Annotated in this window: 26 protein-coding genes; 3 read left to right on the top strand and 23 right to left on the bottom strand. The window is 56.9% G+C overall.

Annotation, left to right across the window (positions count from 1 at the left end; translation table 11 throughout):
- Positions 1-27: 27 nt before the first annotated feature.
- From PHF15_RS00925 to PHF15_RS00900, 6 genes are all read right to left on the bottom strand, one after another.
- Positions 28-1,143, bottom strand: coding sequence for a YeeE/YedE family protein (locus PHF15_RS00925; protein ID WP_300117984.1), 1,116 nt, complete (start codon positions 1,141-1,143; stop codon positions 28-30).
- 23 nt (positions 1,144-1,166) lie between these two features.
- Positions 1,167-2,054: a hypothetical protein gene (locus tag PHF15_RS00920; protein WP_300117982.1), complete on the bottom strand. Its 888-nt coding sequence runs from the start codon at positions 2,052-2,054 to the stop codon at positions 1,167-1,169.
- 3 nt (positions 2,055-2,057) lie between these two features.
- Entirely contained in the window at positions 2,058-2,528 is a 471-nt protein-coding gene (locus tag PHF15_RS00915; protein WP_300117980.1) for a DsrE/DsrF/DrsH-like family protein, read from the bottom strand.
- A gap of 39 nt (positions 2,529-2,567) precedes the next feature.
- Entirely contained in the window at positions 2,568-2,795 is a 228-nt protein-coding gene (locus tag PHF15_RS00910) for a sulfurtransferase TusA family protein (protein ID WP_296540658.1), read from the bottom strand.
- A gap of 172 nt (positions 2,796-2,967) precedes the next feature.
- Positions 2,968-3,312 (bottom strand): metalloregulator ArsR/SmtB family transcription factor, encoded by a 345-nt coding sequence (locus PHF15_RS00905; RefSeq protein ID WP_300117977.1) that lies wholly within the window; start codon positions 3,310-3,312, stop codon positions 2,968-2,970.
- A 69-nt stretch (positions 3,313-3,381) separates the two neighbouring features.
- The gene (locus tag PHF15_RS00900) at positions 3,382-5,007 is read right to left on the bottom strand and encodes an iron ABC transporter permease (protein ID WP_300117975.1); all 1,626 of its coding nucleotides are present in this window, start codon (positions 5,005-5,007) and stop codon (positions 3,382-3,384) included.
- A gap of 57 nt (positions 5,008-5,064) precedes the next feature.
- On the opposite strand from PHF15_RS00900, the gene PHF15_RS00895 reads away from it, so the two are divergent.
- Positions 5,065-6,132 (top strand): ABC transporter ATP-binding protein, encoded by a 1,068-nt coding sequence (locus PHF15_RS00895; RefSeq protein ID WP_300117973.1) that lies wholly within the window; start codon positions 5,065-5,067, stop codon positions 6,130-6,132.
- A 317-nt stretch (positions 6,133-6,449) separates the two neighbouring features.
- On the opposite strand, the gene PHF15_RS00890 is transcribed toward PHF15_RS00895, so the two are convergent.
- From PHF15_RS00890 to PHF15_RS00845, 9 genes are all read right to left on the bottom strand, one after another.
- Complete coding sequence (locus PHF15_RS00890; protein WP_300117971.1) at positions 6,450-7,352, bottom strand: hypothetical protein; 903 nt, start codon at positions 7,350-7,352, stop codon at positions 6,450-6,452.
- Positions 7,345-8,982 (bottom strand): DUF3696 domain-containing protein, encoded by a 1,638-nt coding sequence (locus tag PHF15_RS00885; protein ID WP_300117969.1) that lies wholly within the window; start codon positions 8,980-8,982, stop codon positions 7,345-7,347. Before PHF15_RS00885 ends, PHF15_RS00890 begins: the two co-directional genes overlap by 8 nt.
- Before the next feature lie 557 nt (positions 8,983-9,539).
- Positions 9,540-10,517: a RelA/SpoT domain-containing protein gene (locus PHF15_RS00875; protein ID WP_300117967.1), complete on the bottom strand. Its 978-nt coding sequence runs from the start codon at positions 10,515-10,517 to the stop codon at positions 9,540-9,542.
- Positions 10,514-11,587: a nucleoid-associated protein gene (locus PHF15_RS00870; RefSeq protein WP_300117965.1), complete on the bottom strand. Its 1,074-nt coding sequence runs from the start codon at positions 11,585-11,587 to the stop codon at positions 10,514-10,516. Before PHF15_RS00870 ends, PHF15_RS00875 begins: the two co-directional genes overlap by 4 nt.
- 417 nt (positions 11,588-12,004) lie before the next feature.
- Positions 12,005-13,312: a dihydroorotase gene (locus tag PHF15_RS00865; RefSeq protein WP_300117963.1), complete on the bottom strand. Its 1,308-nt coding sequence runs from the start codon at positions 13,310-13,312 to the stop codon at positions 12,005-12,007.
- A gap of 20 nt (positions 13,313-13,332) precedes the next feature.
- Positions 13,333-14,295: an aspartate carbamoyltransferase catalytic subunit gene (locus PHF15_RS00860; RefSeq protein WP_300117961.1), complete on the bottom strand. Its 963-nt coding sequence runs from the start codon at positions 14,293-14,295 to the stop codon at positions 13,333-13,335.
- A 2-nt stretch (positions 14,296-14,297) separates the two neighbouring features.
- Positions 14,298-14,795, bottom strand: coding sequence for a bifunctional pyr operon transcriptional regulator/uracil phosphoribosyltransferase PyrR (gene pyrR, locus PHF15_RS00855; RefSeq protein ID WP_300117959.1), 498 nt, complete (start codon positions 14,793-14,795; stop codon positions 14,298-14,300).
- The gene (gene ruvX, locus PHF15_RS00850; protein ID WP_300117958.1) at positions 14,792-15,229 is read right to left on the bottom strand and encodes a Holliday junction resolvase RuvX; all 438 of its coding nucleotides are present in this window, start codon (positions 15,227-15,229) and stop codon (positions 14,792-14,794) included. Before ruvX ends, pyrR begins: the two co-directional genes overlap by 4 nt.
- Positions 15,226-15,825: a YqgE/AlgH family protein gene (locus tag PHF15_RS00845; RefSeq protein ID WP_300117957.1), complete on the bottom strand. Its 600-nt coding sequence runs from the start codon at positions 15,823-15,825 to the stop codon at positions 15,226-15,228. Before PHF15_RS00845 ends, ruvX begins: the two co-directional genes overlap by 4 nt.
- Before the next feature lie 21 nt (positions 15,826-15,846).
- Between PHF15_RS00845 and PHF15_RS00840 the strand changes: the two genes are divergently transcribed.
- Positions 15,847-17,334, top strand: a complete 1,488-nt coding sequence (locus tag PHF15_RS00840; RefSeq protein WP_300118606.1) for a deoxyribodipyrimidine photo-lyase — start codon at positions 15,847-15,849, stop codon at positions 17,332-17,334.
- On the opposite strand, the gene PHF15_RS00835 is transcribed toward PHF15_RS00840, so the two are convergent.
- The gene (locus PHF15_RS00835) at positions 17,325-17,477 is read right to left on the bottom strand and encodes a rubredoxin (protein ID WP_296276371.1); all 153 of its coding nucleotides are present in this window, start codon (positions 17,475-17,477) and stop codon (positions 17,325-17,327) included. The genes PHF15_RS00840 and PHF15_RS00835 overlap by 10 nt on opposite strands.
- 123 nt (positions 17,478-17,600) lie before the next feature.
- Here PHF15_RS00835 and hemL point away from each other — a divergent pair, with 123 nt between their 5' ends.
- Entirely contained in the window at positions 17,601-18,911 is a 1,311-nt protein-coding gene (gene hemL / locus PHF15_RS00830) for a glutamate-1-semialdehyde 2,1-aminomutase (RefSeq protein ID WP_300117956.1), read from the top strand.
- A 284-nt stretch (positions 18,912-19,195) separates the two neighbouring features.
- On the opposite strand, the gene PHF15_RS00825 is transcribed toward hemL, so the two are convergent.
- From PHF15_RS00825 to PHF15_RS00795, 7 genes are all read right to left on the bottom strand, one after another.
- Positions 19,196-19,957, bottom strand: coding sequence for an SDR family oxidoreductase (locus tag PHF15_RS00825; RefSeq protein WP_300117955.1), 762 nt, complete (start codon positions 19,955-19,957; stop codon positions 19,196-19,198).
- 35 nt (positions 19,958-19,992) lie between these two features.
- Entirely contained in the window at positions 19,993-20,985 is a 993-nt protein-coding gene (locus tag PHF15_RS00820) for an acetamidase/formamidase family protein (protein WP_300118602.1), read from the bottom strand.
- Positions 20,986-21,016: 31 nt separating this feature from the next.
- The gene (urtE, locus tag PHF15_RS00815; RefSeq protein WP_300117954.1) at positions 21,017-21,721 is read right to left on the bottom strand and encodes an urea ABC transporter ATP-binding subunit UrtE; all 705 of its coding nucleotides are present in this window, start codon (positions 21,719-21,721) and stop codon (positions 21,017-21,019) included.
- 2 nt (positions 21,722-21,723) lie between these two features.
- Positions 21,724-22,473, bottom strand: coding sequence for an urea ABC transporter ATP-binding protein UrtD (urtD, locus tag PHF15_RS00810; RefSeq protein ID WP_300117953.1), 750 nt, complete (start codon positions 22,471-22,473; stop codon positions 21,724-21,726).
- Entirely contained in the window at positions 22,470-23,558 is a 1,089-nt protein-coding gene (gene urtC / locus PHF15_RS00805) for an urea ABC transporter permease subunit UrtC (RefSeq protein WP_300117952.1), read from the bottom strand. The genes urtD and urtC overlap by 4 nt, the downstream gene beginning before the upstream one ends.
- A 4-nt stretch (positions 23,559-23,562) precedes the next feature.
- Positions 23,563-25,191 (bottom strand): urea ABC transporter permease subunit UrtB, encoded by a 1,629-nt coding sequence (urtB, locus tag PHF15_RS00800; RefSeq protein ID WP_300117951.1) that lies wholly within the window; start codon positions 25,189-25,191, stop codon positions 23,563-23,565.
- A gap of 63 nt (positions 25,192-25,254) precedes the next feature.
- Entirely contained in the window at positions 25,255-26,421 is a 1,167-nt protein-coding gene (locus PHF15_RS00795; protein WP_300117950.1) for an urea ABC transporter substrate-binding protein, read from the bottom strand.
- Between the last annotated feature and the right edge of the window lie 100 nt (positions 26,422-26,521).

Raw genomic sequence — 26,521 nt, 5'->3', positions numbered from 1 at the left:
GATACTGATCACCATGGGGCGCCCGGCTCAGGCACGCCAAACCTGGTATTTCATCGTTGCCACAGCACCGCAGATGATGCCGAACAACGCAATGAAGGAACCCATGGAAAGCGTCGAAATGCCTGACAAGCCTTGTCCAATGGTGCACCCCATGGCGGTCACGCCGCCAAAACCCATCAGCACGGCCCCGAAGAGCTGGGCTCGCAAATCATCAAATGATGCGAATCCCTCACCTTTCCAGATGAATTTGCGCGTTGTCAAGGCATAGGCCCATGAGCCCAATCCGACACCGATGGCCGTGGCCACGCCGAAAGTCACCTTGAGCGATTGATCGGTCCACAGCATCAACAACTCGAGACTATAGGCGGTGGGAGCGACAAAACTGAGTGACTCGATGGTTCGCGTATTGGTTGCAAAATAGACCGTCTCCAGCGTGTCCGGGTTTTCACCGTAGCCAATGTGCCCGCTCAGATACCAGGCCGCGACGACGAGTAAGCCCAAAACGACTGAACCCCATATCGGCGCCAGCTTGCTTCTAAAGCGAGCGTTCATGAACACGAACACCAGCAACGCCAAGCCGATCACAAAGGCACAGGTCAGCAACGCTGCGCCGTCTGATATGCCGGTCAGTTTGCTCACCAGGGCTGGCAGGGATTGATTCTGCAAGCCAAGTGTTGACAGGTCGATATTGACTGGGTCAAGGTAAGCGGCGCGCCACTGACCGAACAAGCCCTTGATCGTCATATAGGCAGAAATGGCGACAAAAATGAGGACCACCAGGGAGCGCAAATTGCCACCGCCAACCCGAATCAGGTTCTTGTTGACGCAGCCGCCAGCCAGCGTCATGCCGACGCCAAACAAGGTGCCGCCCAGCAGCAGGGACAGCCAGGGCAGGATCGGACGCTGGTAAATTGACTTGTTCAAATCGACCTGGCCAAAGTAGTGCAGCAGGCTGCTACCTATCAGCGCCACGGCAATGACCAGCAGCCACATGCGCATGCGGCCCCAGTGCTCCATGTTGACAACGTCCGAAATGGCGCCCATGGTGCAAAAGTTGATTTTGTTGGCGATAGCGCCAAAAAAAATCCCCAGCGCAAGACCGCCCCAAACCACCACGCTAGCCAGATTCGTTGCTTCTGTCATCAGAAACTCCCGGGGCAGTTTGTTTATTTACCTGATGCACTGGCTGTTGCCAAACGCACCATCGTGTTGCGGATTGCCTCAGGTGCATTGATGATGGTCATGAATTGCCCCATGCCCAAAGCGGGCCAGGCCAGGGCAATGCGGTAGCGGGCGTACAGGGCATAGACCTTGTTGTCAACAATGAACAGCTCATAAGGCAAGGCTGCCGGAAAATCGGTGCCGATCTTGTTGACCCACCAGCCTTCGCCGTCACTGGCGCTGTTCATGGCGACACCGAACACGGCCATTTTCTGCGCTGGCATCAGCACTTCATAGACTTTGCGGGTATCGCCCAAGGCTTGTGCCAGGTTGCCCTGCACCGCCTTGAGCGCATCGTCAAAAGTGGCATAGCTGCCAACTTCGGAATTGGCGGAATCAAAGCGCTCCATGCCAAACATATAGCGGTAGTCGGTCAACTGCTCCTGCGGCACATCGCCACCGAAACCAGTCCCTTCGCCCAGCGCCTTCACCAGTCGTTGCTGCACCGACTTGACCGCATCTTGCGCCCCGGCGAACTTGCCACGCAGATAAGCCCGGTACCAGTAGTCAGGATTCATGTAAGACACGCTGCCGTCGCTGCTGATGCCGACGCGAATACCTGCCGCGACGATGCCGCTGCCGGGACCGGAGGCGCGAATGGCAGCCAACAAAGCCGGGTCTGACACGATTATGCTGGCCCGTCCGGCGATGGCCTTGGGCGTGTGCTGGCCCAGCACGGTAAAGCCTTCGGCCTGGAGCTTTTTCTCGACCTGGGCCAATTGGGTCGGCAGGTCGGCCGCCGGTAATTTGTTGGCGTGGGTATAAGGCGACAGGGCCAGGCTGAGCTGCGCCGCACACACCAGGGCTGCGCCCAAAAACAGTTTTTTCAGCATGGCTTAAATGAACAGGCAGACGTCGGATTCACCGGCGAACTTCATGAACGTGGCAGCACCGCCGTACTCAACTTCCTTGATGAACTCGCTGGTCTCGAATTCAAACAAATCGACAGTCATCTGGCAAGCCACAAACTTGACATCGGATTCAAGACAGATGTCGCGCAATTCCTGCAGTGAAGCCACGCCCTTGGACTTCATCTTGTTTTTCATCATCATGGTCGCCATGGACTCCATGCCCGGCAACATTTGCACCATCACGGGCATCGGCACCGGCATCGGCATGGCCGGGTTGGCCAGGGGACTGATCTTGATGCTGTCCAGATTCTTGCGCAGCAACTGCAAGCCGTAAAAAGTGAAAAAAATCTGCACTTCCCAGCCCAGCGCTGCAGCGGTGGAGGCCAGAATGAACGGCGGGTAAGCCATGTCCAGGGTACCCTTGGTGGCGATCAGGGCCATTTTTTTAGCTGCCATGCGTGAGCTCCAAATAAAGTTCTAGGGTGATCCTGGAGATCAGGCTTTCTTGAGGAAAAACACGAATTTGCTGTTTTCGCTGCCCTGCTCCAGCAGGTCATTGCCGGTTTGCTCGGCAAAAGCAGCCATGTCGCAGACTGAACCAGGGTCGGTGGCGATCACCTTCAGGATTTGCCCCGAAGTCATGTCAGCCAGCGCTTTTTTGGTTTTGACAATGGGCAACGGGCAAGACAGGCCGGACGCGTCAAATTCTTTGTTAAATTCCATGGGATATCTCCGTAAGTTAATGGCTTGCAGCCGAAATATAGATCCAAACGCCATTCCCCGAAAAGGACGGCAGGTTGCAGTCTATTGATTTTTGTTGACCCAGACACCAGCGTCTATCACCGCAAAGGGTGGGGCCAGGTAGCCCATATGGGCTATGTGACCGCGAGATCAGTCAAGCTGGCAGGCTGGTCGTCTTGCTGTCGATTTCATGGCACACCGCCTCACAGATCGAGACAATGCGCTGGTCGATGACACGGTAAAAAATTTGCACGCCTTCACGGCGTTTACCCAAAATACCGGCCTGGTACAAGGTGTTGAGGTGCTGCGACATGTTGGGCTGGGTGGTCTTGACCTGCGTCAGCAGGTAGCTCACATTCTTTTCGCCATCGCACAGGCAATTGATGATCTTGAGCCGCATCGGTGCCGACATGACACGAAACAAGTCAGCGGCCGACTCAAATGTCTGGTCGGTTTTGACCGTTTTTGGCGTGTCAGTGGTGGACGACTGAATTGGCATGAAGGGAGTCCTTATCATTGCTTCGATGGGGGCACGTCGGGCTTGACGGATCAAATTGTAATTTGATGTTCAGCCATTGTGCGACCGAAGTGTTCGGCTGATCAGGATAACCGGGATCAGCCCCGCCAGCACCAAGGCCAACGAAGGCAGCGCCGCCTCACCCAGGCGCTCGTCGCGCGCCAGCTGGTAGGCCACCACCGCCAGGGTGTCGCTGTTAAACGGACGCAGCACCAGGGTTGCTGGCAATTCTTTCATGACATCCACAAACACCAGCAACAAAGCGACGGCGGTGGAGCGCCTGAGCAGCGGCCAGTGCACCCGCCGCAACAAACCCCATTCGCCACTGCCGAGCATGCGCGCCGAGTCGTCAAAACTGGCCGGAATGCGCGCATAGCCGCTTTGCACCGATTGCAACGCCACCGCGCTAAAGCGCACCAGGTAGGCCCACACCAGGCCCATCACCGTGGCGGTCATGAGATAACCCACGCCGCTCTCGGGCCACCTGGCCTGCAGCCAGCCCACCGGCAGCAGCAAGCCGACCACGATCACCGCGCCCGGCACGGCATAGCCCAAACCCGCCAGTTGCACCGCCCAGCGGGTCGGCGCATCGGGGCGGCGGCGCACGCTGAAAGCCAGCGCCAAGGCCAGCGCCACCGCCATCACCGAACTGATGGCGCCCAGGCGCACGCTGTTCCAGGTCCAGCTCAAAAATGAGCCCCAGGACAGCACCGACCAGTCGGCAACGAGCGGGCGCAGCATGAACAGCACCGGCAGCACAAACCCGGCCAGCACCGGCACGCCACAGAGCAGCCAGACGCCCCATTGCCGGGTGCCCGTCAAGCACGAGGGCCGCGCCTCCATTGACCCGGCACGGGCGCCGCGGCTGGCGGCAAAACGCAGCTTTTGCCGCGAACGGCGCTCCAGGAACAGCAGCAGGGCCACCAGTGCCAGCAGCACGGTGGCCAATTGGGCGGCAGCCAACCGGTTGTCCATCGAGAGCCAGGCCTTGTAGATGCCGGCGGTAAAAGTTTGTATGCCGAAGTAGCTCGACACGCCAAAGTCGGCCAGCGTTTCCATCAAGGCCAGCGCGGTGCCAGCGGCCACCGCCGGTCGCGCCAAGGGCAGGGCAATCTCGAACATGCGCCGGCGCATCGGCGCGCCCAGAAGGCGGGCGGCCTCCATCAAGTGCGCGGCGCGCTCGCTCAAGGCGGTGCGCGCCAGCAGATACACATAAGGATAAAGCGAAAAAATGAAGACCCAGGCGGCACCGCCCAGGTTGCGCACCTCGGGGAACACCCTGCCCTCCCAGCCGGTCAGCTCGCGCACCAGGGTTTGAAACGGCCCGCTGAACTGCAAAAAATCGGTGTAAGCATAAGCCACCACGTAGGCCGGCATGGCCAGTGGCAGCAGCAGCGCCCACTCGAAGAAACGCCGGCCGGCAAAGTCAAACAGCGTCACCGCCGCCGCACAGGACAGCCCCACCGCCACCACACCCACGCCCACCAGTGCGCTCAGCTGCAGCGTGGTGCCCAGGTAGTCGGGCAGCACGGTTTGCGCCATCTCGTGCAAAATTTGCCAGGCGGCACCGTCAGCCTCGCCCAGCGCCAGCCAGGACGCCATCACCGCCAGCACCGGCAGCATGAAGACCGCGGTCAACAGTAAAAACAACAACTGACGCAGCCTGGGCAAGAGCATGTAAGGGCAAGGAAGTTAAAAACCAAATGAGAATTGTAATCATTTAGAATATTTTCCATGTTCCTCGAAGTCTCCCAACTCAGCGTCATCTATGACGGCCAAAGCACGCCCGCCGTACGTGACGTGTCCTTTGGCCTGCACGCCGGCGACATTGGCGTGCTGATCGGTCCGTCGGGCTGCGGCAAGACCACGCTGCTGCGCGCCGTGGCCGGGCTGGAGCGCGCCAGTGCCGGGGCCATCCGCCTGGGCGGCGAGGTGGTGAGCCAGGCCGGCGTTTCGCTACCGCCGGAGTCGCGCCAGGTGGGTATGGTGTTTCAGGACTACGCGCTGTTCCCGCACCTGAGCATTGGCCGCAACGTGGCCTTCGGCATCGATCATTTACCGCGCGCCGAGCGCCAGGCCCGAGTGGCCGAGGTGCTGACGCTGGTGGGGCTGGAGGGGCAGGAAGATCGTTTTCCGCATGAACTTTCGGGCGGCCAGCAACAGCGCGTGGCGCTGGCGCGAGCGCTGGCCCCCAAACCGCGTCTGCTGCTGCTCGACGAACCCTTCTCGAACCTCGACGTGGACCTGCGCGAACGGCTGGCCTACGAGGTGCGCGGCATCCTGAAGGCGGCCAACGCCACCGCCCTGTTTGTCACCCACGACCAGCTGGAAGCCTTTGCGGTGGGCGACATCATCGGCGTCATGCACCTGGGCGAATTACACCAGTGGGACAACGCCTACACGCTCTACCACCGGCCGGCCTCGCGCTTTGTCGCCGAGTTCATTGGCCATGGCGTTTTTGCCCCGGCCGTGATCCGCGAGGTAGCAGGCGAGGTGGTGGTGCAAACGCCGCTGGGCAACCTGACTGACATGAGCGAATGCCCGCTGCCCAGCGCCTATTCGGACGGCGCCTGCGATGTGCTGCTGCGCGCCGACGACATCGTGCACGACGACCACGCACAGGTCAAGGCGCAGATTTTGCGCAAGGCGTTTCGCGGCGCCGAATTCCTGTACACGCTGCGCCTGGCCACGGGCGAGACCGTGATGGCGCTGGTGCCCAGCCACCACGACCATTCCCTGGGCGAGTGGATCGGCATTCGCCCCCAGGTCGATCATGTGGTGACTTTCAACCGGCCAAGCTAAGGGATTCGATGAGAATTTGGTCAAGTTGACCAGCGCTTGAAATTTGGGGTTCACGCGTGTTTCAGCGTAGCGTTATTGCCAATATTTGAGATTGCAATATGCTATTTTTCTGTCAGATATGCAGCGTAAAGAGTCCTTCATGAATACCCGCTATATGGAAGCCCAATTCTTTCATCCAACGTTTTCCCCCTTACGTTGGCCGCTGCTATACACATAGTGCGGTGGGCAAAGGCGGATACCGAAGGCGCGAAGATCAGGAGGATTCTGGAGCACATCGGGGTGGTGTCCCGAAACTAGTCCTCAAAAGGGCCGAATGCTCATACCTTAAATGCTATTCTCTCGACAACTCGCATATCGTGCCTGCCATCGAAAAAAATGTCCAACAGTTCGTTGTGAATGACTTTTCCTATTGGCCCTACATCCACTTGTCGCCCATTAGGTAGCTGCTGAAAGCCCTGATCCAGACGAACACCGCCTTTAACAGACAGCACATACCGACCATGCATCTTGGTTTGCCGGGATTCATCCTCAACCAAATTCATTTCTATTTCGCGACCAGACTTAAAGTTGGCCGTTACCGCCAAGCGCTGCAATGTTTCTTTCATGTCTGCCATTACAGCATTGGTATTTCCGGCACCCAGAACATCTGCCGCCCGAGTCCAGAGTGTGATTTTTTGGCACTTACCCCTGCCTACCAAATCGAACAATGCCCCAAGGACAGCAGAACACGCACGTTTCTGTGGATTCAGGTAAGGGTCAATAAATGCGATTTCGGGACTTAACAGCAACAGAATTTTTGAAATTCTGGCGTACTCGTTAGCAGTGCCCGCAACACGCTCTTCCGCTGTCGGTGGTAGGTCAACATCATGTAACTCGTGGACCGTTGGCGGCGTCCCCCCGTTGGCAATCAGTCCTTCAAACACAGAGCTGCTTCCCTCCAGCAATGGAGATGCATTCGCCAGCCATGCCTGGTCAGGCTTCCAGGGCAGGTTTAACCGATTCACCAGTGTCAAATTTTCTTTGGCGCGTCGCAAAAGTGTCTGAATTCTGGCCGCTTCTATTTCACCAACCGGGTCCAGACCACGCTGTACTTGAGTCGCCCAATCACTGGGGTAATTGGCCAGGTAGCGCCCCGCGTATGGCCCAAAAGATGCGAACAGCAATTTCAAGTCACTGGCACTGGTGCAGACCAATGGGTCAGCGGCAAACAACTCATTCATCAAGCAGCTCCTGATCACGCTCGCTAAAGAAACCGCGTGGCCAGCGGTCCATGAATTCACCGTCTTCTGAGATTCTTAGGTGCTTTACGGTTGTGGTTCCGTCGGGGGATGGATCAAAGTACAGCACGCATACATCGTCGGCATTGATTTTGAGTTCGGGCGCGATAGCCACCTGCAGGTGGGTTTGGCGGATACGTTTGAGGATGCGCAGAAGAAGATGCTCGCTGTGGGTTTCGATCAGTATCTGGCTATCATCATCACAGCCTTCTATGAAAACATCGCCCATGGCCGCTTGCAGGGCAGGATGAATGTGTAACTCTGGTTGCTGAATGAAGCACGTAGATTCGACCCCAGGTCTCTTTTCATACACAGCGCACAGCACGGGCAATAGATATCCGATTCCACTGCCGACATCTTGAAACAGGTGCTTACGCCCAGCCCCATCGCGAAGATGAATTTCAACCAAAAAGCCGAATTCGCTCGGGTCCAGACCCATGCCCTCTATCAATCCAGCCTTTGAGTTCGCTTCTGACATCAATAGCCGAAAATCAAAATCAAGCCGATATCCCTGTTCTAAAAAAAGGTGATCTGCCAGCGCGTGATTGACCGCATCTGCATACTTCCGTCGATCCGCTGGGTTTGAAAAAGCTACCTGTACATTTGTTAACTCGCTTGCCAACGATTCCGCCAGCTTTCTATAAATTGGCTCCTCGGGAAATGGCATTTGCTGCATTGCGTCATACAAATTGCCGATTTGAAAAGTCAGAGCTTGCCGAGAGGGCACCAAACGCGATGCATCGACCTTTGATGGTATGAATCTGGAATTACCAATGGCAGTGTCCAATATGCAATCAAGAACAACATTCAGCTCCACAATGGCAGCAGAGAAAAAAGTTGACTTATCATTTGAAACATGCTTTAGACCTTGGCTCGTGTGATATGTCATCCATCTGTCATGGTGTTGCCCATTCCGAGCCCCTCGCGGGTGAAAATCCAAAAAAAGTCCACGAATAATCAATTGACCATTGTCCAAGGTCACTTCATCGGGATAGGTCTTCGCTAGCGCAGCAAAATCCACCTTCAATTCAGTTTGACTTAAAAGTGGATGTTTCAAGTTCAGCTGAAGTTCGGTATTGCTGTGCTTAACGAGCATTACTGATTCAATTAAAAATTCAAAACGAGTTGTAAATTCTATGTCCTCTCCCTCTTGTTCGTAACGTTCAAAATACCAGCGATTTTCTAATTCCCATGCATGGCCATTTCTAGCAAGAAATTCACCCCATATTTTCCGTTCGAGCTGATACTCAAGGACCGAATGGATATCGACTTGGGTTGTATGAACGACCCCGATGCTCAACTTATCCACACGGGAATCATCACTGCAACCAGTTCGGCGCCAATGGCGGGCAAGCAACGCCTTTGCCTCATAAAACTGCATGTAGGACCCGGCAGTTTCTCTAGACATCAATGCCGCGTATAAATCTATAGCATCCTGAACCGCACTTTTGCCCGCCGAGTTCGGCCCGAACAGCAACGTCAACCGATCCAGCGGAATGTACGTGGGCTTTTCAAAGACCTGAAAGCCTTCCAGCATGATGCCGATGATGGGGTTTGATTTATTCGCAGTCATGTAGTCTCTTTCCGTTTTACTCACCATCCGAGCCATCAGCAATAGCGGCCACCACGTTTGGACCTTTCGACCACATGAGCCGCAGTATCGCACTGCTGAAAAGCCGTCAAACGTGGTGGACCCTTGCGCCGCTTACCGCTCCAGTCTGAATGAACATGTGCACTTTCATGTCTGCGTAGTCGATGGTGCTCTTCAGACAGTGCCAGGCAATGCCGATGCCGAAGTTAATTTCGTTCCGTCGGACCTCATGTTTCATTCGGCCTGTGAAATCGACGTCATGCCTCTCGGCGTTTGCGTGCCTAGTAAGACGGACACTCCATCAATCGTTCGGCTGATGTAAGCGGGTGAGGGATAGCGATCATCTGAGCCGTAAACTAGGCTCCAAGATCGACAACAACTGCCATTTTGGAAAGCAGTGTTGCCGCCGACCGAAAACTGAGCCAATCAGAATCCGGCTGTAGGTTGGTGGCAGCCTTTGACCATGGGTATGCTGACGGTCCGCATCTAGCCAAGATAATGAGCCCACTCGGACGGGGCTAATGAGCCTCCGAGGCGTGTTAAAGAGCAATACCCAACAAGCTCGCCGCTGCCGACAAGTCGGCCCGATATTTTCCCATTGGCCATCGGGCTGCTACAACTTGATCGTGCCGCGCTACTACCCACATTAAGACCACTACGAACGGATGACCAAATACGTTTTGATCATCTCGATACTGCGTAATGGTCGCAGCGTGATCTCGAAAATGCGCTTCAATTTCACGGCTGTTGGCACTGGGCAAAAGGTCTCTGAAGGTCTCAAAGAATAAGCGAGCCTCACCCTCGGCAACGCTCGTTATATGCTGCCCGCAATGTCTGTTGTAAACGGTGACCGATAGTTCCATCCACTGATCCAAAGACAGGTTGACGCATGCCAGCTCTTCGGCAGCTTCAGCGAAAATCAGATCTGTGGATTCCAGCATGGCCATTGCACGAGCAACGAGGCGTCTGACGCTAGCGGGCACATGTTTTCCGGGTTTATAAACGCGGTCATGCACAAACTCCGCGTAGGCATGCTGCACCAGTGTGCGGATTTGTACTTCGCACGGCGTGTCCGCCAAGATCGTAAGGTTCCCAGCTTGTGTGTCTTGATTGAGGCGAATAACGAAGTGTGTCGACTGATACTCAAAAGCCTCAGGGTTCTCTTGGATCTCAAACAGTGGAAAGCGATCCTTGCGCGGCGTCCATGCCCCACTGCAACTTATGATAGCTTTTTCCACAAGGTCGATGTCGGCTTCCAATAGAACTACGAATCGCACGCCGACTACGTCAGTCATCATGGAAACGGGATCTTTATAGCCCTTTTTGGTGATTTTTTGCAGTGCAGAGGCCGTGTCCTTCACGCGGAACGACGGCGTCACTTTAAGCAGTTCATTGAACTTCTCTGTGGATAAATTTGCTCGCAGCGAAGACGTGACCTTTTCGATTACATATTGCCCGTAAGCATTGAGACTCGGACGCTGCTCATCAAGCCGAGCGCCAAAAGCCTCTGGCGTCATTCACGCTTCTCCACTAGACCTGGAACGGTCACGGTGGTCGATCCGTCGTCGTTTTCAACCGTGATGACACTCGCCATAAGATCGGGCGGCGTAGATAGCCAGATGTCGTTCGAGAACGTAATCTTTCGGCGGCGTTTGAGTCTTGCGTTCACGTAGAAAGTGTCCTTTTCCACTGCATGGTTTGGGAAGCCTTTCTGTTCAATCATGAACCCCTCGTATGCCTGCTTCACCGTTGGGGCCATGTGCGCAGAAGCAAAGGCAACGACATTGACGACATTGGAGGTACTTTTCAACTCAGTTCGGAGCGCTTCCATGAGATCAAGTTTTCCGTCTACCGGAAGCCCAGAGGCCTTGATGAAGGCCATAGTGTTCTCGAAGAAATCTCTGGTACGAGCGCGGGCCGAGTGCGCGGTGTTGCATCCCAAAAAACTGTTGTAGAAGTAGAAAGCAGCGTGCCGCGTCTCAGTGGCGCTCATCAAATGGTCAAAGAGATGAACGATATGTTCGTTTGCCTCGTATTGCCCCTGATTGAAAGTCGCGGTCGCTACAGTGCGCTGCATGTAACCGATCTTGAAAAGCCGCTGGCTGTCCGTCATAAAGATGTCCTTCAAATGCTGAACATCCATTCCCAATTCTCCCGCAGCGGGTCTATCTGCCAACCCATCCTGAAGTTCTGCTTTCACCGCGATCAAACAGGGAAGTTGCCCCGCCGTGACAGAAGCTTGTATAAGCATCAACTTGCTGTGCGCGAGATGTTTGTTCGTTTGAGCAGCCGCCAGCATCACGGCAATCTCGCGCGCTTGTACCAAAAAATTTGCATCGCTGCTATCCATGGCCTTGCAGGCAGCCTGAAAGAAACTGGTTGGCCCGGAATTGGTAATCGCAACTTCTAAGCCGTTTGCGTTCTTACCCAGAGCGCCTGCAATGCGGCTAGCCACCATCAACTTCGCAGAATTCGGCAGTGCGGAAAGGGCCGCTCCTCCGGTTGGATCGTTTGGCGTCTTATCTTCCTTGTCGGGCAAAATGTCAAAAAGAATTGCGCGAGAAATCGCCAGGTGCTGCAGATCCATTGTTGCCTTTACGCATGAGACGAATTGTCACGTGTTGTTGCTGATTATTGCCCAGCGAACGCAATCGCTGCGAAGCTGCGGTCGCGTGAGACTGATTGAATCTCAGAAATTTGGCCCCATAAGCCGCATTCTGTCTATTCGGTGAACGAATGCTTATCCCCCAAATGGGTGAATTGGTCAAAGATCTTGGTTGCAGTACTTGACCTTACATCACTCACCGCTTGTCAATTCGCCGTCAATGGCAGCTTTGTGGCATCCCATCTGGAGCCATCGAATTCCGCTTCGGGTCTCTTAGAGCCCTTCCCGTGACACAAGCATCGGCCTTGAAAATTGTTGCCCACTGGGTCAAACAACGGCTGATTGATCGGGTTCAGCAAAGTCACTGATTTTGATCCAGCGGCCTGGCTGTGGGTCAGATCACCCTGCCTGATACGCCACGCGCCCGCCCACCAGCGTGCAGCGCACACGCCCGGGCAACTCGTAGCCTGAGAACGGCGTGTGTTTGCCCTGGCTGACCAGGGTGTCGGCCTGCACCGTCCAGGCGGCCTGCGGGTCGAAGACACAGACGTCCGCCAGACCACCCACCTGCAAGCGACCGGTACGGCCCAGCCTGTGGCCGAGCGCCGAGCCCAGCACATTGGCCGGGCCGGTGGTGACTACCGCCAGCGCGCGCATCAAATCCACGCCACTGTCCTGATGCCATTTGTAGGCCAGGCTCAACAGCAGCTCCAGCCCGGTGGCGCCGGGCTCGCTTTCGGCAAACGGCAAGTTCTTGGCATCTTCATCCACCGGCGTGTGGTCCGACACCAGCGCGTCAATGCTGCCATCCAGCAGTCCGGCACGCAGCGCGTCACGGTCGCGCTGTTGGCGCAGGGGCGGGTTCAGTCGCGCGCGGCTTTCGAAGTAGCCGATGTCGGCGTCGGTCAGGTGCAGTGAATTGATGCTGACATCGCAGGTCACTTTCAGGCCGTCGGCTTTGGCCTGGCGCACCAGCGCCACGCCGGCGGCGCTGCTGATGCGGCACAGGTGCACGCGAGCCCCGGTGGCTCGCATCAGTTCGAAAATGGTGTGCAGGGCAATGGTCTCGGCCATCACCGGCACGCCGCTCAAGCCCATGCGCGTGGCCAGGGGGCCGCTGGCCGCCACGCCTTGCCCCAGAAAATAGTCTTGCGGACGCAGCCAGACCGCGTAGCCAAAGGTGGTGGCGTACTGGAAAGCGCGCTGCAGCACCTGGGTATTGCCCAGCATCACCTCGGCCTGGCTGAAGGCCACGCAACCGGCGTCGGTCAGCATCACCATTTCGGTGAGCGTTTCGCCTTTCAGGCCACGCGTGAGCGCGCCCAGCGGATAGACGCGCGCCTGTTCCAGTTTTTCGGCGCGAAAGCGCAGCATTTCAACCAGGCCGGGCTCGTCCAGCACCGGGTCGGTGTCGGGCTGGCAGACCAGGCTGGTGACACCCCCGGCCATGGCTGCCGCCATTTCGGATTCGAGCATGCGGGCATGTTCGTTGCCCGGCTCGCGCAGGCGCACCGCCAGGTCCACCAGACCCGGCAAGACCAGGCAGCCATCGGCCTGAATCGTGACCTCGGGCTGGAAATCTGCTGGGATATTTTGAATGGCGAGGACGGCCCCGTTGGCCAGGGCGACGTCGGCTTGCGCGTCAAAACCACTGGCGGGGTCGATGACCCGGCCACCCTGAATGAGCACACGTTTTTGCTTGTTCATCTGTTTGTCTCTTAAACGATTCAGGCTTCGTTGCCGGCCACGATGCTCATGACCGCCATGCGCACCGCGATGCCGAAGGTCACCTGCGGCAGGATCACGCTCTGGCGGCCATCGACCACCGCCGAGTCAATTTCGACGCCGCGGTTGATCGGGCCCGGGTGCATCACGATGGCGTCAGGCTTGGCCAGTTGCAGCTTGGCGGGGGTCAGGCCGAAACTCTTGAAAAACTCCTGGCTCGACGGCAGCAGCGCACCACTCATGCGCTCGTTTTGCAGGCGCAGCATGATGACCACGTCGGCGTCCTTGATGCCTTCTTCGAGCGTGTGGCAGACGCGCACACCCATGGGCGCCATGTCGGAGGGCACCAGGGTCTTGGGGCCGACCACGCGCACCTCGGCACAGCCCAGCGTGGTGAGCGCGTGAATGTCGGAGCGCGCCACGCGCGAGTGCAGCACGTCGCCCACAATGGCCACCGTCAGGTTGGCAAAGTCGCCCTTGTAGTGGCGAATGGTGTACATGTCGAGCAGGCCCTGCGTGGGGTGGGCGTGGCGGCCGTCGCCGGCGTTGACCACGTGCACATGCGGCGCCACGTGCTGGGCGATCAGGTAGGGCGCGCCCGATTCGCTGTGGCGCACCACAAACAGGTCGGCTGCCATGGCGCTCAGGTTGGCAATGGTGTCGAGCAGCGATTCCCCCTTGGCGGCGGACGACTTGGCGATGTCGAGGTTGATCACGTCGGCGCTGAGGCGCTTGGCGGCAATCTCGAAGGTGGTGCGGGTGCGCGTGGAGTTCTCGAAAAACAGGTTGAAAACGCTTTTGCCGCGCAGCAGGGGCACCTTTTTGACTTCGCGGTTGCCCACCGAGACAAAGTTGGCGGCGGTATCGAGCACCTGGGTCAGGATGCTTTTGGGCAGGCCCTCGGTCGAGAGCAAATGGATCAGCTCGCCGTTTTTATTGAGCTGCGGATTGCGCTGGTACAGCATGGCTAAATGTCTTTCACGTTAAAACTGAAGCGGCCGTCATCAGCGCGCAGCAGCGCCAGCGACTGGCTGGCGGGCAGGTGAATGCGCGCGCTGCACAGGTCGGCCTGGATCGGCAGCTCGCGGCCGCCGCGGTCCACCAGCACCGCCAGCCTGACGCTGGCCGGGCGGCCAAAATCGAACAGTTCGTTCAGCACCGCGCGCACCGTGCGTCCGGTGAACAGCACATCGTCGAGCAGCAGCACATGGGCGCCATTGACGTCAAAGGGGATTTGCGTCTGCTTCGACACTGTCATGCCGCGGCGGGCATAGTCGTCGCGGTGCATGGCCGACGAAATCACGCCAAAGGGCTGCGCCATGCCAAGGTCCTGCTGCAGGCGCTCGGCCAGCCAGACGCCGCCCGAGGCGATGCCCAGCAGTTGCGTTCCCGGCTGCAGCAGCGGGCGCAGCTTGCCCGCCAGATCGGCATACAGCGCCTCGGCATCGAGTGCCAGTGTGCTCATGGAAGACTCCTTAAAAACTGTTCCAGAATGATGCAGGCCGCGGCGGCATCGGCGTCACGCGCACCCTGCGAGTGGGCCTCGGTGGTGGTGTAGCGCTCGTCCACCTCGAACACCGGCAAGTTGAAACGGCCATGTAATTGGCGCGCAAAGCGGCGCGCCCGCACGGTGTTTTCGTGGGCGGCGCCATCGGGGTGAAACGGCACACCGACCACCAGCGCGTCGGGCTGCCAGGTCTTGAGCTGCTGCGCAACTTTCTCAAAACGGGCCTGGCCCTCGGCGCTGATCGTGCCCTGCGGTTGGGCCGTGCGCAAAATTCGGTTCCCCACCGCCAAGCCGGTGCGCTTGAGGCCGAAGTCGAGCGCCATGAAAGTCTGCAAATGGGCCGGCACCAGCGGCTGTGCGTTGACACTTGAACTGTCGGTCAGGGTGCTCATGCGTGTCCGGCATCGGGTGCCAGCATCCAGGGCTCCAGGCCCAGCAACTTGAGCGCCTGCGTATAACGCTCGGCCACCGGCGTCTCGAAGATCAGGCGGGCATCGGCTTCCACTGTGAGCCAGCTGTTCTCGCTCAGTTCGGACTCCAGCTGGCCCTCGCCCCAGGCCGCATAGCCCAAAGAGATCAGCACCTTGCGCGGCCCGCTCCCGGTGGAGATAGCCTCCAGCACGTCGCGCGAGGTGGTCATCTCCAGGCCGCCCGGGATGATCATGGTGCTGGTATAGACCGGCTGTTCGGGCTGCTTGTCATCGGCAAAAGTGGCCTCGTGCAGCACAAAGCCGCGCTCGGTCTGCACCGGGCCGCCATAGAACACGGGCGCCGCCTGCAGGTCCGGGCGAGTCAAGGGCAACTCGACCTTGTCGAACAGGCCCTTGAGATTGATCTCGCAGGGCTTGTTGATGACCAGTCCCAAGGCCCCGCGCGGGCTGTGCTCGCACAGATACACGACACTTTGCCCGAACAGCGGATCCTGCAGACCGGGCATGGCGATCAGAAAATGATTCGTCAGGTTGATGGGCGCAGAATCAGATGACATGGAACAATTTTAGCGATGAACATGACCCAAAGTTTTGACACCGGCCTGATGTGGTTTCGGCGCGATTTGCGCGTCAACGACAACGCGGCACTGCAACTGGCGCTCTCGCGATGCCGCCAGCTGCACTGTGTTTTTGTCTTCGACGAGGCCATTCTGACGGGGCTGCCACGGGCTGACCGGCGCGTGGAATTCATCCGTGAATCTTTGGTGGACCTGGACGCGGCCTTGCGCCAACTCAGCGGCAAGGCGGGCGCGGGCCTGATCGTGCGCCATGCAATGGCCAGCGAAGACATCCCGCGCCTGGCGGTCCAATTAGAGGCGCAGGCGGTCTTTGCCGCGCGCGACTACGAGCCGCAAGCGCTGGCGCGCGATGAAGCGGTGCGCCAGGCGCTGGCGCAAGTTGGCTGTGCATTCTTCACCTGCAAGGACCAGGTGATTTTTGAAGGCCGCGACATCCTCACCCAGTCCGGCACGCCCTATGGTGTCTTCACCCCCTACAAGAACAACTGGCTGTCACGCGTGGCGCCTGAACATCTGGCGTGTCACGACAGCGCTGCGCTGGCTTCGCAATTGAGCGAACGCCCACCAGAATTCCAGCGGCCCGTGCCCAGCCTGGGCGCCATCGGCTTCGAGGTCACCAACCTGGCCGGCCTGAAAATTCCAACCGGTGAGCGCGGTGGTCATGCCCTGTATGAAAGTTTCTTTGAACGCATGGACGACTACCACACCACGCGCGACTTTCCGGCGGTCAAAGGCCCGAGTTACCTGGGCGCGCACCTGCGCTTTGGCACCGTGTCGATCCGCCAGCTGGTGCGTAGTGCCCTGCAGCGCCAGGCCGCAGGCAGCGCGGGCGCGGCCGTGTGGCTCAGCGAGCTGGTGTGGCGCGATTTTTACTTTGCCATTCTGGCCAATTTTCCGCATGTGGCGAACCAGGCCTTCAAGCCCGAATACGACGCCATTGAATGGGAAAGCGGCCTGCACGCAGAAGAACTGTTCAAGGCATGGTGCGAAGGGTGCACCGGCTACCCGTTGGTGGATGCCGCCATGGCGCAGCTCAACCAGACCGGCTACATGCACAACCGCCTGCGCATGGTGGCGGGCAGCTTTCTGGTGAAAGACCTGGGAATCGACTGGCGCCGGGGCGAGCGCTACTTTGCCGAGCAGCTCAACGACTTCGACCTCTCGGCCAACAATGGCGGCTGGCAATGGGTGGCGTCCAGCGGCTGTGACGCACAGCCCTACTTTCGCATTTTCAACCCGGTCAGTCAGAGCGAAAAGTTCGACCCGCAGGGCAAGTTCATCCGCCGCTACCTGCCGCAACTGGCCAAGCTGTCAGACAAAGCTATCCACGCGCCCTGGGCGGCCAAACCGCTCGAGTTGCAAATGGCGGGCGTGGTGCTGGGCCGGGACTACCCTCACCCGATCGTGGCGCACGACGAGGCTCGGACAAAAACATTGCAGCGTTATGCGATGGTCAAGAAGTCAGGCCCACCGACACTTCAAATTTGAACCATCTCGAAATCTTCCTTGCGTGCCCCGCATTCGGGGCAGGTCCAATTGAGCGGCACATCGCGCCAGGCCGTGCCAGCTGGCACACCATGTTCGGGATCACCCACTTGCTCGTCATAAATCCAGCCACAAATCAGGCACATCCAGGTTGTCGATTGCGTCACAGCGTCCAAGGCCTTCCAATAGAATATCCATCTCCATGCACCTCAGGCTGATTTCAGCAATCAACCTCGGTACCCATCCCCCAATTTTGCCTGAAGAAGACCATGACATCCTCCATCGACCGCAATGCCACCCTGTTTGCCCGCGCCTCAAAAGTGATCCCGGGCGGGGTCAACTCTCCGGTGCGCGCTTTTCGCGCCGTCGGCGGCACACCACGGTTTATCAGCCGCGCGCAAGGCGCCTACATCTGGGACGCCAACGGCCAGCGCTACACCGACTACATCGGCTCCTGGGGCCCGATGATTCTGGGCCACGGCCACCCGGCGGTGGTGGAAGCAGTGCAAAAAGCGGTGCTCGAAGGTTTCTCTTACGGCGCTCCCACCGAGCGCGAAGTGGAACTGGCCGAAGCCATCCTGAAAATCATGCCGAGCATGGACATGGTGCGACTGGTGAGTTCCGGCACTGAGGCTGCCATGAGCACCATCCGTCTGGCGCGTGGTGCCACCGGGCGCAGCAAGTTCATCAAGTTCGAGGGCTGCTACCACGGCCACGCTGACGCGCTGCTGGTGAAAGCCGGCTCGGGCCTGGCCACCTTTGGCAACCCGACCAGCGCCGGCGTGCCGCCCGAGGTGGTGCAGCACACGCTGGTGCTGGAGTACAACAACATCGAGCAGCTCGAAGCCGCTTTTGCCGAACAAGGCAATGAAATCGCCTGCCTGATGATGGAGCCGATCTGCGGCAACATGAACTTCGTGCGCGCCAGCGTGCCGTTTGTCAAACGCTGCCGCGAGCTCTGCACGCAATACGGCGCGCTGCTGGTGTTTGACGAGGTGATGACTGGCTTCAGGGTGGCGCTGGGCGGCGCGCAAAGCGTCTATGCCAAAGAAATTCCCGGCTTCGAGCCCGACATGACGGTGATGGGCAAGGTGATTGGCGGCGGCATGCCGCTGGCCGCCTTTGGCGCCAAACGCGCGGTGATGGAACACCTGGCGCCGCTGGGCACCGTCTATCAGGCCGGCACACTGAGCGGCAACCCGGTGGCCACGGCCTGCGGCCTGGCAACGCTGGCCGAGATCAGCAAGCCCGGCTTTTACGACGAACTGGGCCGCAAGACCCGCGCTCTGATCAACGGTATGAGTCAAGCCGCAAAGGCTGAAGGCGTGGCGTTTTGTGGCGACTCTGAGGGCGGCATGATGGGCTTTTATTTGCTCGACACCCTGCCCAGCACCTACAGCCAGGTGATGAGGACCGATGGCACCAAATTCAACCAGTTGTTCCACGGACTGCTGGACCGTGGCGTTTACATTGCGCCAGCGCTCTACGAGGCCGGTTTTGTCAGCAACGCGCACACCGATGCCGACATTGCCGAATCCGTGGCGGCAGCACGTGAAATCTTTAAACTGCTTCCAAAGTAATACCTTATTGCCAAAGTATTAAAGGGTCTAAAGGCCTGCTTGAGAAAGACCCTCACGACTTGGCGATGCAAGAAAACGCTGACGGCTTCAGACCCGTTCCCGCCGGTCACGACGGTCAGCTTACGGGTTGCCCAATTCATTATCCGTCACAAGGCGTTCGTGGCGGACGTCAACGTGCCCAAAGGAGTCAGTGGCTTTTGTATTGCCGAGTGTAATAACCGGTCACTCGCATAACAGCTGAACACCACATGCGGCCGAGGTTATATTTTCTCGTAGATAGTGACTTAGAGTTGAACACCCCTTGTTAAAGCACCGTCAACCACTAAATTAGTGCCAGTGACAAAGCTAGCCGCTGGGCTGACAAGAAATACCACTGCATTGGCAATCTCCTGCGGGGTTCCCATTCTTCCCGTTGGATTCAACGCCAATGCTTCTTTGAACAGCGTCGGGTTACCTTTTTCAATCTTGTCCCACACGCCGCCCTGAAAATAGGTGTTGCCAGGCGACACGGAGTTAGCGCGGATTTTTTTTGTAGCAAGGTGCAAAGCCAGTCCCTGCGTGTAGTGAACGATTGCCGCCTTGAAGGCTCCATAAGGTCCAGCCGCGAAGTCAATTTCGCGGGCGGAAACACTGGAGATCGTGACAATTGCCGCGTTTGTGCTTTTTTCAAGACTTGGCAATGCAGCATTGACCAGGCGCACAGTTCCCATCATGTCGATGTCAAAGCCGCTCTTCCAACCGGCTTCATCGTTGCTGATCGCAAGAGCACTGACGTTGGCAACCACGATGTCAAGACCGCCCAAGGTTTTGCTTGCCTCATCAACAAAAGTGGCGAGGGCTGGCCCATCTCCCACATCTACTGACCGACCCGTAACTTTGACGCCAAAGCGCGAGAATTCCGCCTCTGTTGCAGCCACTTCTTCAAGGCTGCGGGCGCAGAACGCGACTTGCACACCCTCTCTCAAAAGCGTTTCCACGATGGCCCGGCCAATGCCCTTGGTTCCACCGGTGACAACAGCCTTGAGGTCTTTAAGACCAAGATCCATGCGGTACTCCTAGTTGTAAATGAATGACTCGATGCTCAAGGCATGACCAAATATTTCTTTTCAACCCCGGCTGCCACTGTGTATTTGGGGTCAACAAAGTTACCAAGCCGGACCTTGCCGCATTGGCTGAGCATCATGTAGGCATCCCATTTGTCATAGCCGTATTCTTGGGCCATCCACATGACAAGCTCGTGATACGCAATACGTGTGGCATCCTCAAGCGGGCGAGCGCTGCCGATGGCCATGATTTGATGTTCGGTTTCCAGTCTTGGCCAGTCAATTTCCCAACCCTTGATGAGATCAACGTGGATCGTGGTGCGACTGGCATATTCAACAGCCGTTCCGCAGACTTCACCATCCCCTTGGCATGCATGTGCATCACCAATAAAAAGGCGGGCGCCAAGAGAACGCACAGGAAGATACGTCACACTCCCCGGCCCCATGTCGGGCACATCCATGTTGCCTCCGTGGTTGTCAGGGGTCAACGAATTGATCGAATCAATCTCTGGCGACAGACTCAAGGTGCCGATATGAGGCCGGTAGGGCAACGTGACGCGTCGGCTCCAGTAAACACCTTCTTCATCAATATCGATCTTGCGGGTAATTTCGGGCAGGGGATCATTCAAAAGCGCAGTGAAGTGGGTTCCAGTAAGGGCGCCAAAACGAGGGATCAAGCAGCAGGTGCCACGCGGATTGGCACCTCGCGGGTACATTGACTCAATGTGGACTGCCACAACGTCGCCTTTTTCGGCACCCTCAATCATTATTGGACCGCTTTGCGGATTTAAGAACGGAACACGCAATTTGGCGCTTGGGAGGTCCTGCTCAGTCTGAATCTTGCCGTCAAACGCATCGCGTGTGTCTACCACCACACGGTCTCCCGGCGCAATCTGCATCACAGGTTGCGAGTAAGGACCAATGGTGTAGTGAAACGTCCCTTGTCGAGCCTCACTGAGTTCGTGCGTAGTGCCTATTGCGCCACGGGCTACGCCGCGTGTGTGCATGATCGATTGCGAAAGCCATGTCATTTCAATCTCCTTTAAAAAAATACAAACTTGCTTAAAACGTGATGAGTTCATGCACCTTGTCAGTCTCCATGTTTCGACCAAGTCCATGAGCCACCACCTGACCGCGCACCAAGACGACATACTGATCGGCAACGGCTGCGGCAAAGTCATAGAACTGCTCGACCAGCAGGATCGACATCTGTCCTTTGAGCGACTGAATCACAGCTTCAATTTCCTGAACGATGGATGGCTGGATCCCCTCTGTGGGTTCGTCCAGGATCAACAAAGTCGGATTAGTCAGCAGTGCGCGGGCAATGGCCAGCTGTTGCTGCTGCCCGCCTGAAAGATTGCCCGCCACACGGGAGCTCATTGTTTTAAGTACCGGGAATAGCTGATTGACGTCGGAATATGTAAACACCTTTTGGGCAGATGCCAGACGTCGCTCTCCAGTGAGGGCTCCAATGCGCAAATTTTCATCCACGGTAAGGTCCGGGAACACCTCTCTTCCCTGGGGAACATAGCCCATTCCCGCCCGAGCGCGTGTCTGCGGCGAGTCGCGGCTTATGTCGCGGCCGACAAAACTGATGCTGCCAGAACGTATGGGCAGCAAGCCCATGAGGCAGCGCAATAAGGTTGTTTTACCAACGCCATTACGACCCAGCAGCACAGTGCAAGAACCGTCAGGCACCGAAAGCTCAATGTTTCGCAATACGTGGCCGCCACCGTAATACTGATTAAGTCCTGTGATATTCAACATGTTCAGCTCCGCCCCAAATAAACCTGAATCACGCGTGGATCAGTGCGGACAGAGTCCATGGAGCCCTCGCCGAGCAATTGCCCCTCATGCAAGACCGTGACGAGATCAGCAACACGGCTGACAAAATCCATGTCGTGTTCAACAACAACAATGGCTCGATCAGGTGATGCCAGCTGCTTGATGAGTCCAACAGTGCGTTCAGTCTCTTCATCGCTCATCCCCGCAACGGGCTCATCCAGCAACAAAACTCTGGGTTCGGCGGCCAATAACATACCGATTTCGAGCCATTGTTTTTGGCCATGCGACAAAGTGCCAGCCAAGCGCCTGCGCTCCTCGACCAATCCAATGGTGACCAGCACCTCTTCGATGCGTCGGCGCTGACTGGTCTTCAGGCTTGACGTCAGCATGGCGGCAAATCCCTGTCCTTTGCGGACAGCCAGCTCAACGTTCTGTTCCACCGGCAATGCCTCAAAGACACTTGGCTTCTGGAACTTGCGGCCAATGCCTTTTCTGGCGATAGCGGCTTCATCAAGTGCAGTCAGATCAACCGATTTATCGAGAAAGACCTCACCCTTGGTCGGGCGCGTCTTGCCGGTTATCACATCCATAAACGTCGTTTTTCCAGCACCGTTGGCACCAATGATGGCTCGCGTCTGACCGTAGGGAATCTCCAGGGTCAAATTAGTCAGCGCGGCAAAGCCGCCAAAATTGACGCTCAGACCATTGACATAAAGAGCGATGGAAGTTGTCATACATATTCCCCGCGCTTGCCACGGATCAATGAACCGACGCTCCATAAGCCATTTTTCAGGCCCACGGTAATAAATAGCGTGGTCGCAGCCAACACAAATGGCCACAAGCTGGGAATGCTGGCACTCAACCAGAATTTCAGACTAGTGACCAGCACAGCGCCTAACACTGCGCCAATCAAGGTCCCGCGTCCGCCAATGGCAACCCAGACCGCAATTTCCACTGACAAAAGTGGCGACACGATGCCGGGGTTGATGATGCCGACCTGAGGCACATAGAGCATGCCCGCCACGGCAGCAACTGCTGCAGAGAGACACCAGGCGACGAGCTTGATGCGGTCGGTACGGTAGCCCAGAAAGCGCAGTCGCGGTTCATCGTCTCGAACTCCGACCATCGCCTGGCCCAGGCTTGAATCGGCAATGGTGCGCAGCAACAGATAAGCCGCAGAGAACACCAGACATGCGGCGCAAGCAAGCCAGACCTGAGTTGAAGCCTGGGCCAAAGGAAATCCTGCCACTGAGGTAAAACCTGTCAAGCCGTTATTACCACCAAGCCCCAAGTCATTGTTGAAGAGCAGCAGCATCAATGCATAGGTTAGCGCCTGTGTGATGATGGAAAAATACACACCGTTGATGCGCGAGCGGAATGTGGCAAAGCCGAATACAGCCGCCACTGCGACGGCCATAACAATGGCCAGAATCACGGCAACTGGCAGGTGTGCAAACAACTCCAAGACCGTCGGAAATTTATCCCACCCCATGAACAACATGAAGTCAGGCAAAACCTGCGTGTCACCATAGGCTGCATTCAGCAGATAAAAACCCATGACGTAGCCGCCAATCCCGAAGAAAACCCCATGTCCCAGGCTGAGAATGCCAAGTAGGCCCCAGACAAAATCCAGTGCCAGTGCCAACAAGGCAAAGCACACAATCTGTCCAATCAGGTTGACCAGGAACAGCGATAAGTGAAAGGCACTGTCAGGAGCAAATACCAAATGGGAAATCGGCAGGTAGGCTGCAAGGGCCAAAAACAGAAGGGAAAATGCAAACGGTCGGCTGCGTTGGGTGAATAGTGTGAATGTTTTCATGGCATCAAGTCCTTGTCTTCAACGCAAACAAACCTTGTGGTCGGCGCTGGATGATCAAAACAATGAGTAACAACACAGTCACCTTGGCCGCTACTGCGCCATAAAGAGGTTCAATGAACTGATTAATTTGACCTAGAAAAAGTGATGAGACTGCAGTGCCCACCAAACTGCCAGCGCCCCCGAGCACCACAACCATGAAAGCGTCAATAACAAAGCTCGTGCCCATAGATGGATTGACGCTGGTGATCTGCGTGAGTACCACGCCCGCCAGACCCGCAAGTCCCGCACCAAGGCCGAAGGCGAGACGATCAATACTTTCCGCTGCCACACCCAGACTTCGAGCCGTATCGCGTCGTTGCGTGGTGGCACGCACAAGCAAGCCGAAACGTGTGCGTTTTATCAGGAAGTAAGTCATCCCAAAAATCAGCAGCGCCAACGCGATGGCAAAAATGCGGTTCCAGGTAATGAAAAATCCGGCGAAGACACGCATACCACCATTCAAAAATTCAGGTGTGATGAACTCAACGTTCTGGGAGCCAAAAGTCAACTGCACAAGTTTGATCAGCGCAATACTGACGGCCCATGTCGCAAGCAAGGTTTCAAGAGGACGTGTGTACAAGTGTCGAATGACGCATACTTCAAGCACGACGCCCAGCAATGCGCATATCAGGAATGCGACGGGAATGGCGACAAAGATGTAGGCGTCAAACAGGCCTGGCACATAAGACTGCATCAATTGCTCGACAACATAGGTGCTGTAGGCACCAATCATGATGAATTCGCCATGCGCCAGGTTAATGACGCCGAGCAGGCCAAAAACGATGGATAGACCTAATGCTGAAATGAGCAAAATGCTGCCGTAGCTGAGACCACTGAAGATTACCGATGCAACGTGTCCGAGACGGAGCATGTCATTGATTGATTGAAGCGCCGACCGCGCCGCGCTGACGGATTCAGCGTCAAGTGTGTCTATTTTGCTGTCCAAATAATTGATCAGCAGAGTGCGGCCAGCTTCGCTGGGAACCTCTGCAATTGCCGCGATCGCTTTCAGTCTCTCAGACGGCACATCGCTTTGAAGACCTCGTTTGGCCAGCGCCATTAACAATGAAGCCTTGATCTCTGTGTCTTTTTCAGCGGCCAGTGCGCGCGCCACCACAGTCGGATTGAGGCTGGCGAAAGAATCGTTGACCTGTGTGGCAGCGGCGCGACGCGTCTTTAGGTCCGGACTGGTAAGGTCAAGTTGCGCTGTCACGATGCTCAGTGCCCGGCGCAGCACAATCGTGGGCACCAGTGGAAGCTCCTCAGAAGCTGCAACGCCAACAGCTGGTGCCAACGTCGCAGCGTCAAGGACAGCGTCGCTGCCGCTTATTAAAGGACCGCGTTCAGAACTGCAGATGAAGGTGCCATTGCTCAGAGATTCGATAATGCGTGATGCCCAAACACGTTCTTCACTTGCCGCTGCTTCAACCAGAAGATTTAACGCGGTGACCTGCTCGGGACCACAAAGCCCATTTAGCAAAGACAAGCGCTGGGCGCTTGACAATGGCGCTGCATTTGCTTGCACGGTCAGTGCAACCAAAGCTGTAGCCACCAGGAATCGCCAGAAATGTTTCATGGTTGAAAAATTTTTCACGGTTGAAGAATCAATGCAGCTCTGAGGCCAGGCCGCAGCCCGGACTCAGAGCACACTTGGCCGTCAGGCCTTGATGTAGGGACTGAACGGAATGGGTTTTTCCAATCCCTTGGCTTTCCAGAGAATGTCAAAGCCCTGCTTGGCATTGATGGAGCCAATCATGTTGCCGCGCCAGAGGTACTGGTTGCTTGGGTCCATCTTGGCAATGTAGCCAGCTGGATCGGCCACCGTCATGCCCGGAAGCGCCTTGCGAACAGCGGCGGGCGCGACTGATTTCGCTTTTGTGGCTGCAGCGGCCCAGAGGTTCAGCCCCATGTAGGTGCTCACCATTGGGTCAATCACCATATCGGGGCGATGTTTCAGCTTCTTGGCTTCCACATATTGGCGCCACTCAGCCTTCAACTGTTTGTTCAGTGGCGTGTCAACGTTCTGGAAGTAGCACCAGCAACTCAGATGGCCGACCAGCGGGGTGGTGTCAAGGCCTTCCAGGTCGCTGTCAACAACGTCAAGACCCAGGATCGGGATGTCAGTGGCTTTCACGCCCTGGTTGATGGCCTCCTTGAACATGGCTGGCACCGAATCACCCACCACGGTCATCACCACGATGGCCTGGCCACCAGGTTGTGCTGCAAAGGCCTTGATTTCACGAATGATCGTCTGGAAATTCGAGTGCCCGAAAGGCACGTATTGCTCGCGCAAGGCCGAATCAGGAATGCCTTTGGTCTTGAGGTAACCCTTGAGCATCTTGTTGATCGTGCGTGGCCATACGTAATCGCTGCCAATCATGAAGAAGCGCTTGGCGCCGCCGCCTTGAGCACTCATCAAATACTCAACTGCGGGCAAAACCGAGCTGCTGGGAGGCGAGTTCAGGTAGACCACATTTTTTGATTGCTCTTCGCCTTCAAAGTGCAGAGGATAGAAGAGCAAGCTGTCTTGCGCCTCGACGACAGGCAAGACCGTTTTGCGTGACACTGAAGTCCAGCAACCGAACAACGCGGACACTTTGTCGCTCTGAATCAACTGCTTTCCCATTTGCGCGTACATCGGCCAGTCAGAACCTGGGTCGACGACCACACCCTGAACCTCCCTACCCAAAACACCACCTTTGGCATTGATCTGATCAATGGTCATCAATGAGATGTCCTTGAGCAAAGACTCGTTGTTGGCCATCGCACCGGACTGAGAAAACAACAGGCCAAGCTTGATGGGGCCCTTTTCTTCTGCTGCCATGGACATTGATGGCAAGGACGATGTTGAAGCTACAACCACACCCGACCCGACTGCCGATAGGAAATTACGTCTTTTCATTGCATGACTCCGTCTGAATTGA

Source organism: Rhodoferax sp. (genome assembly GCF_028689295.1).
Lineage (GTDB): Bacteria > Pseudomonadota > Gammaproteobacteria > Burkholderiales > Burkholderiaceae_C > Rhodoferax.
The sequence above is the reverse complement of the archived record's forward strand: the minus strand, read 5'-3'. Positions and strand labels throughout refer to the sequence as shown.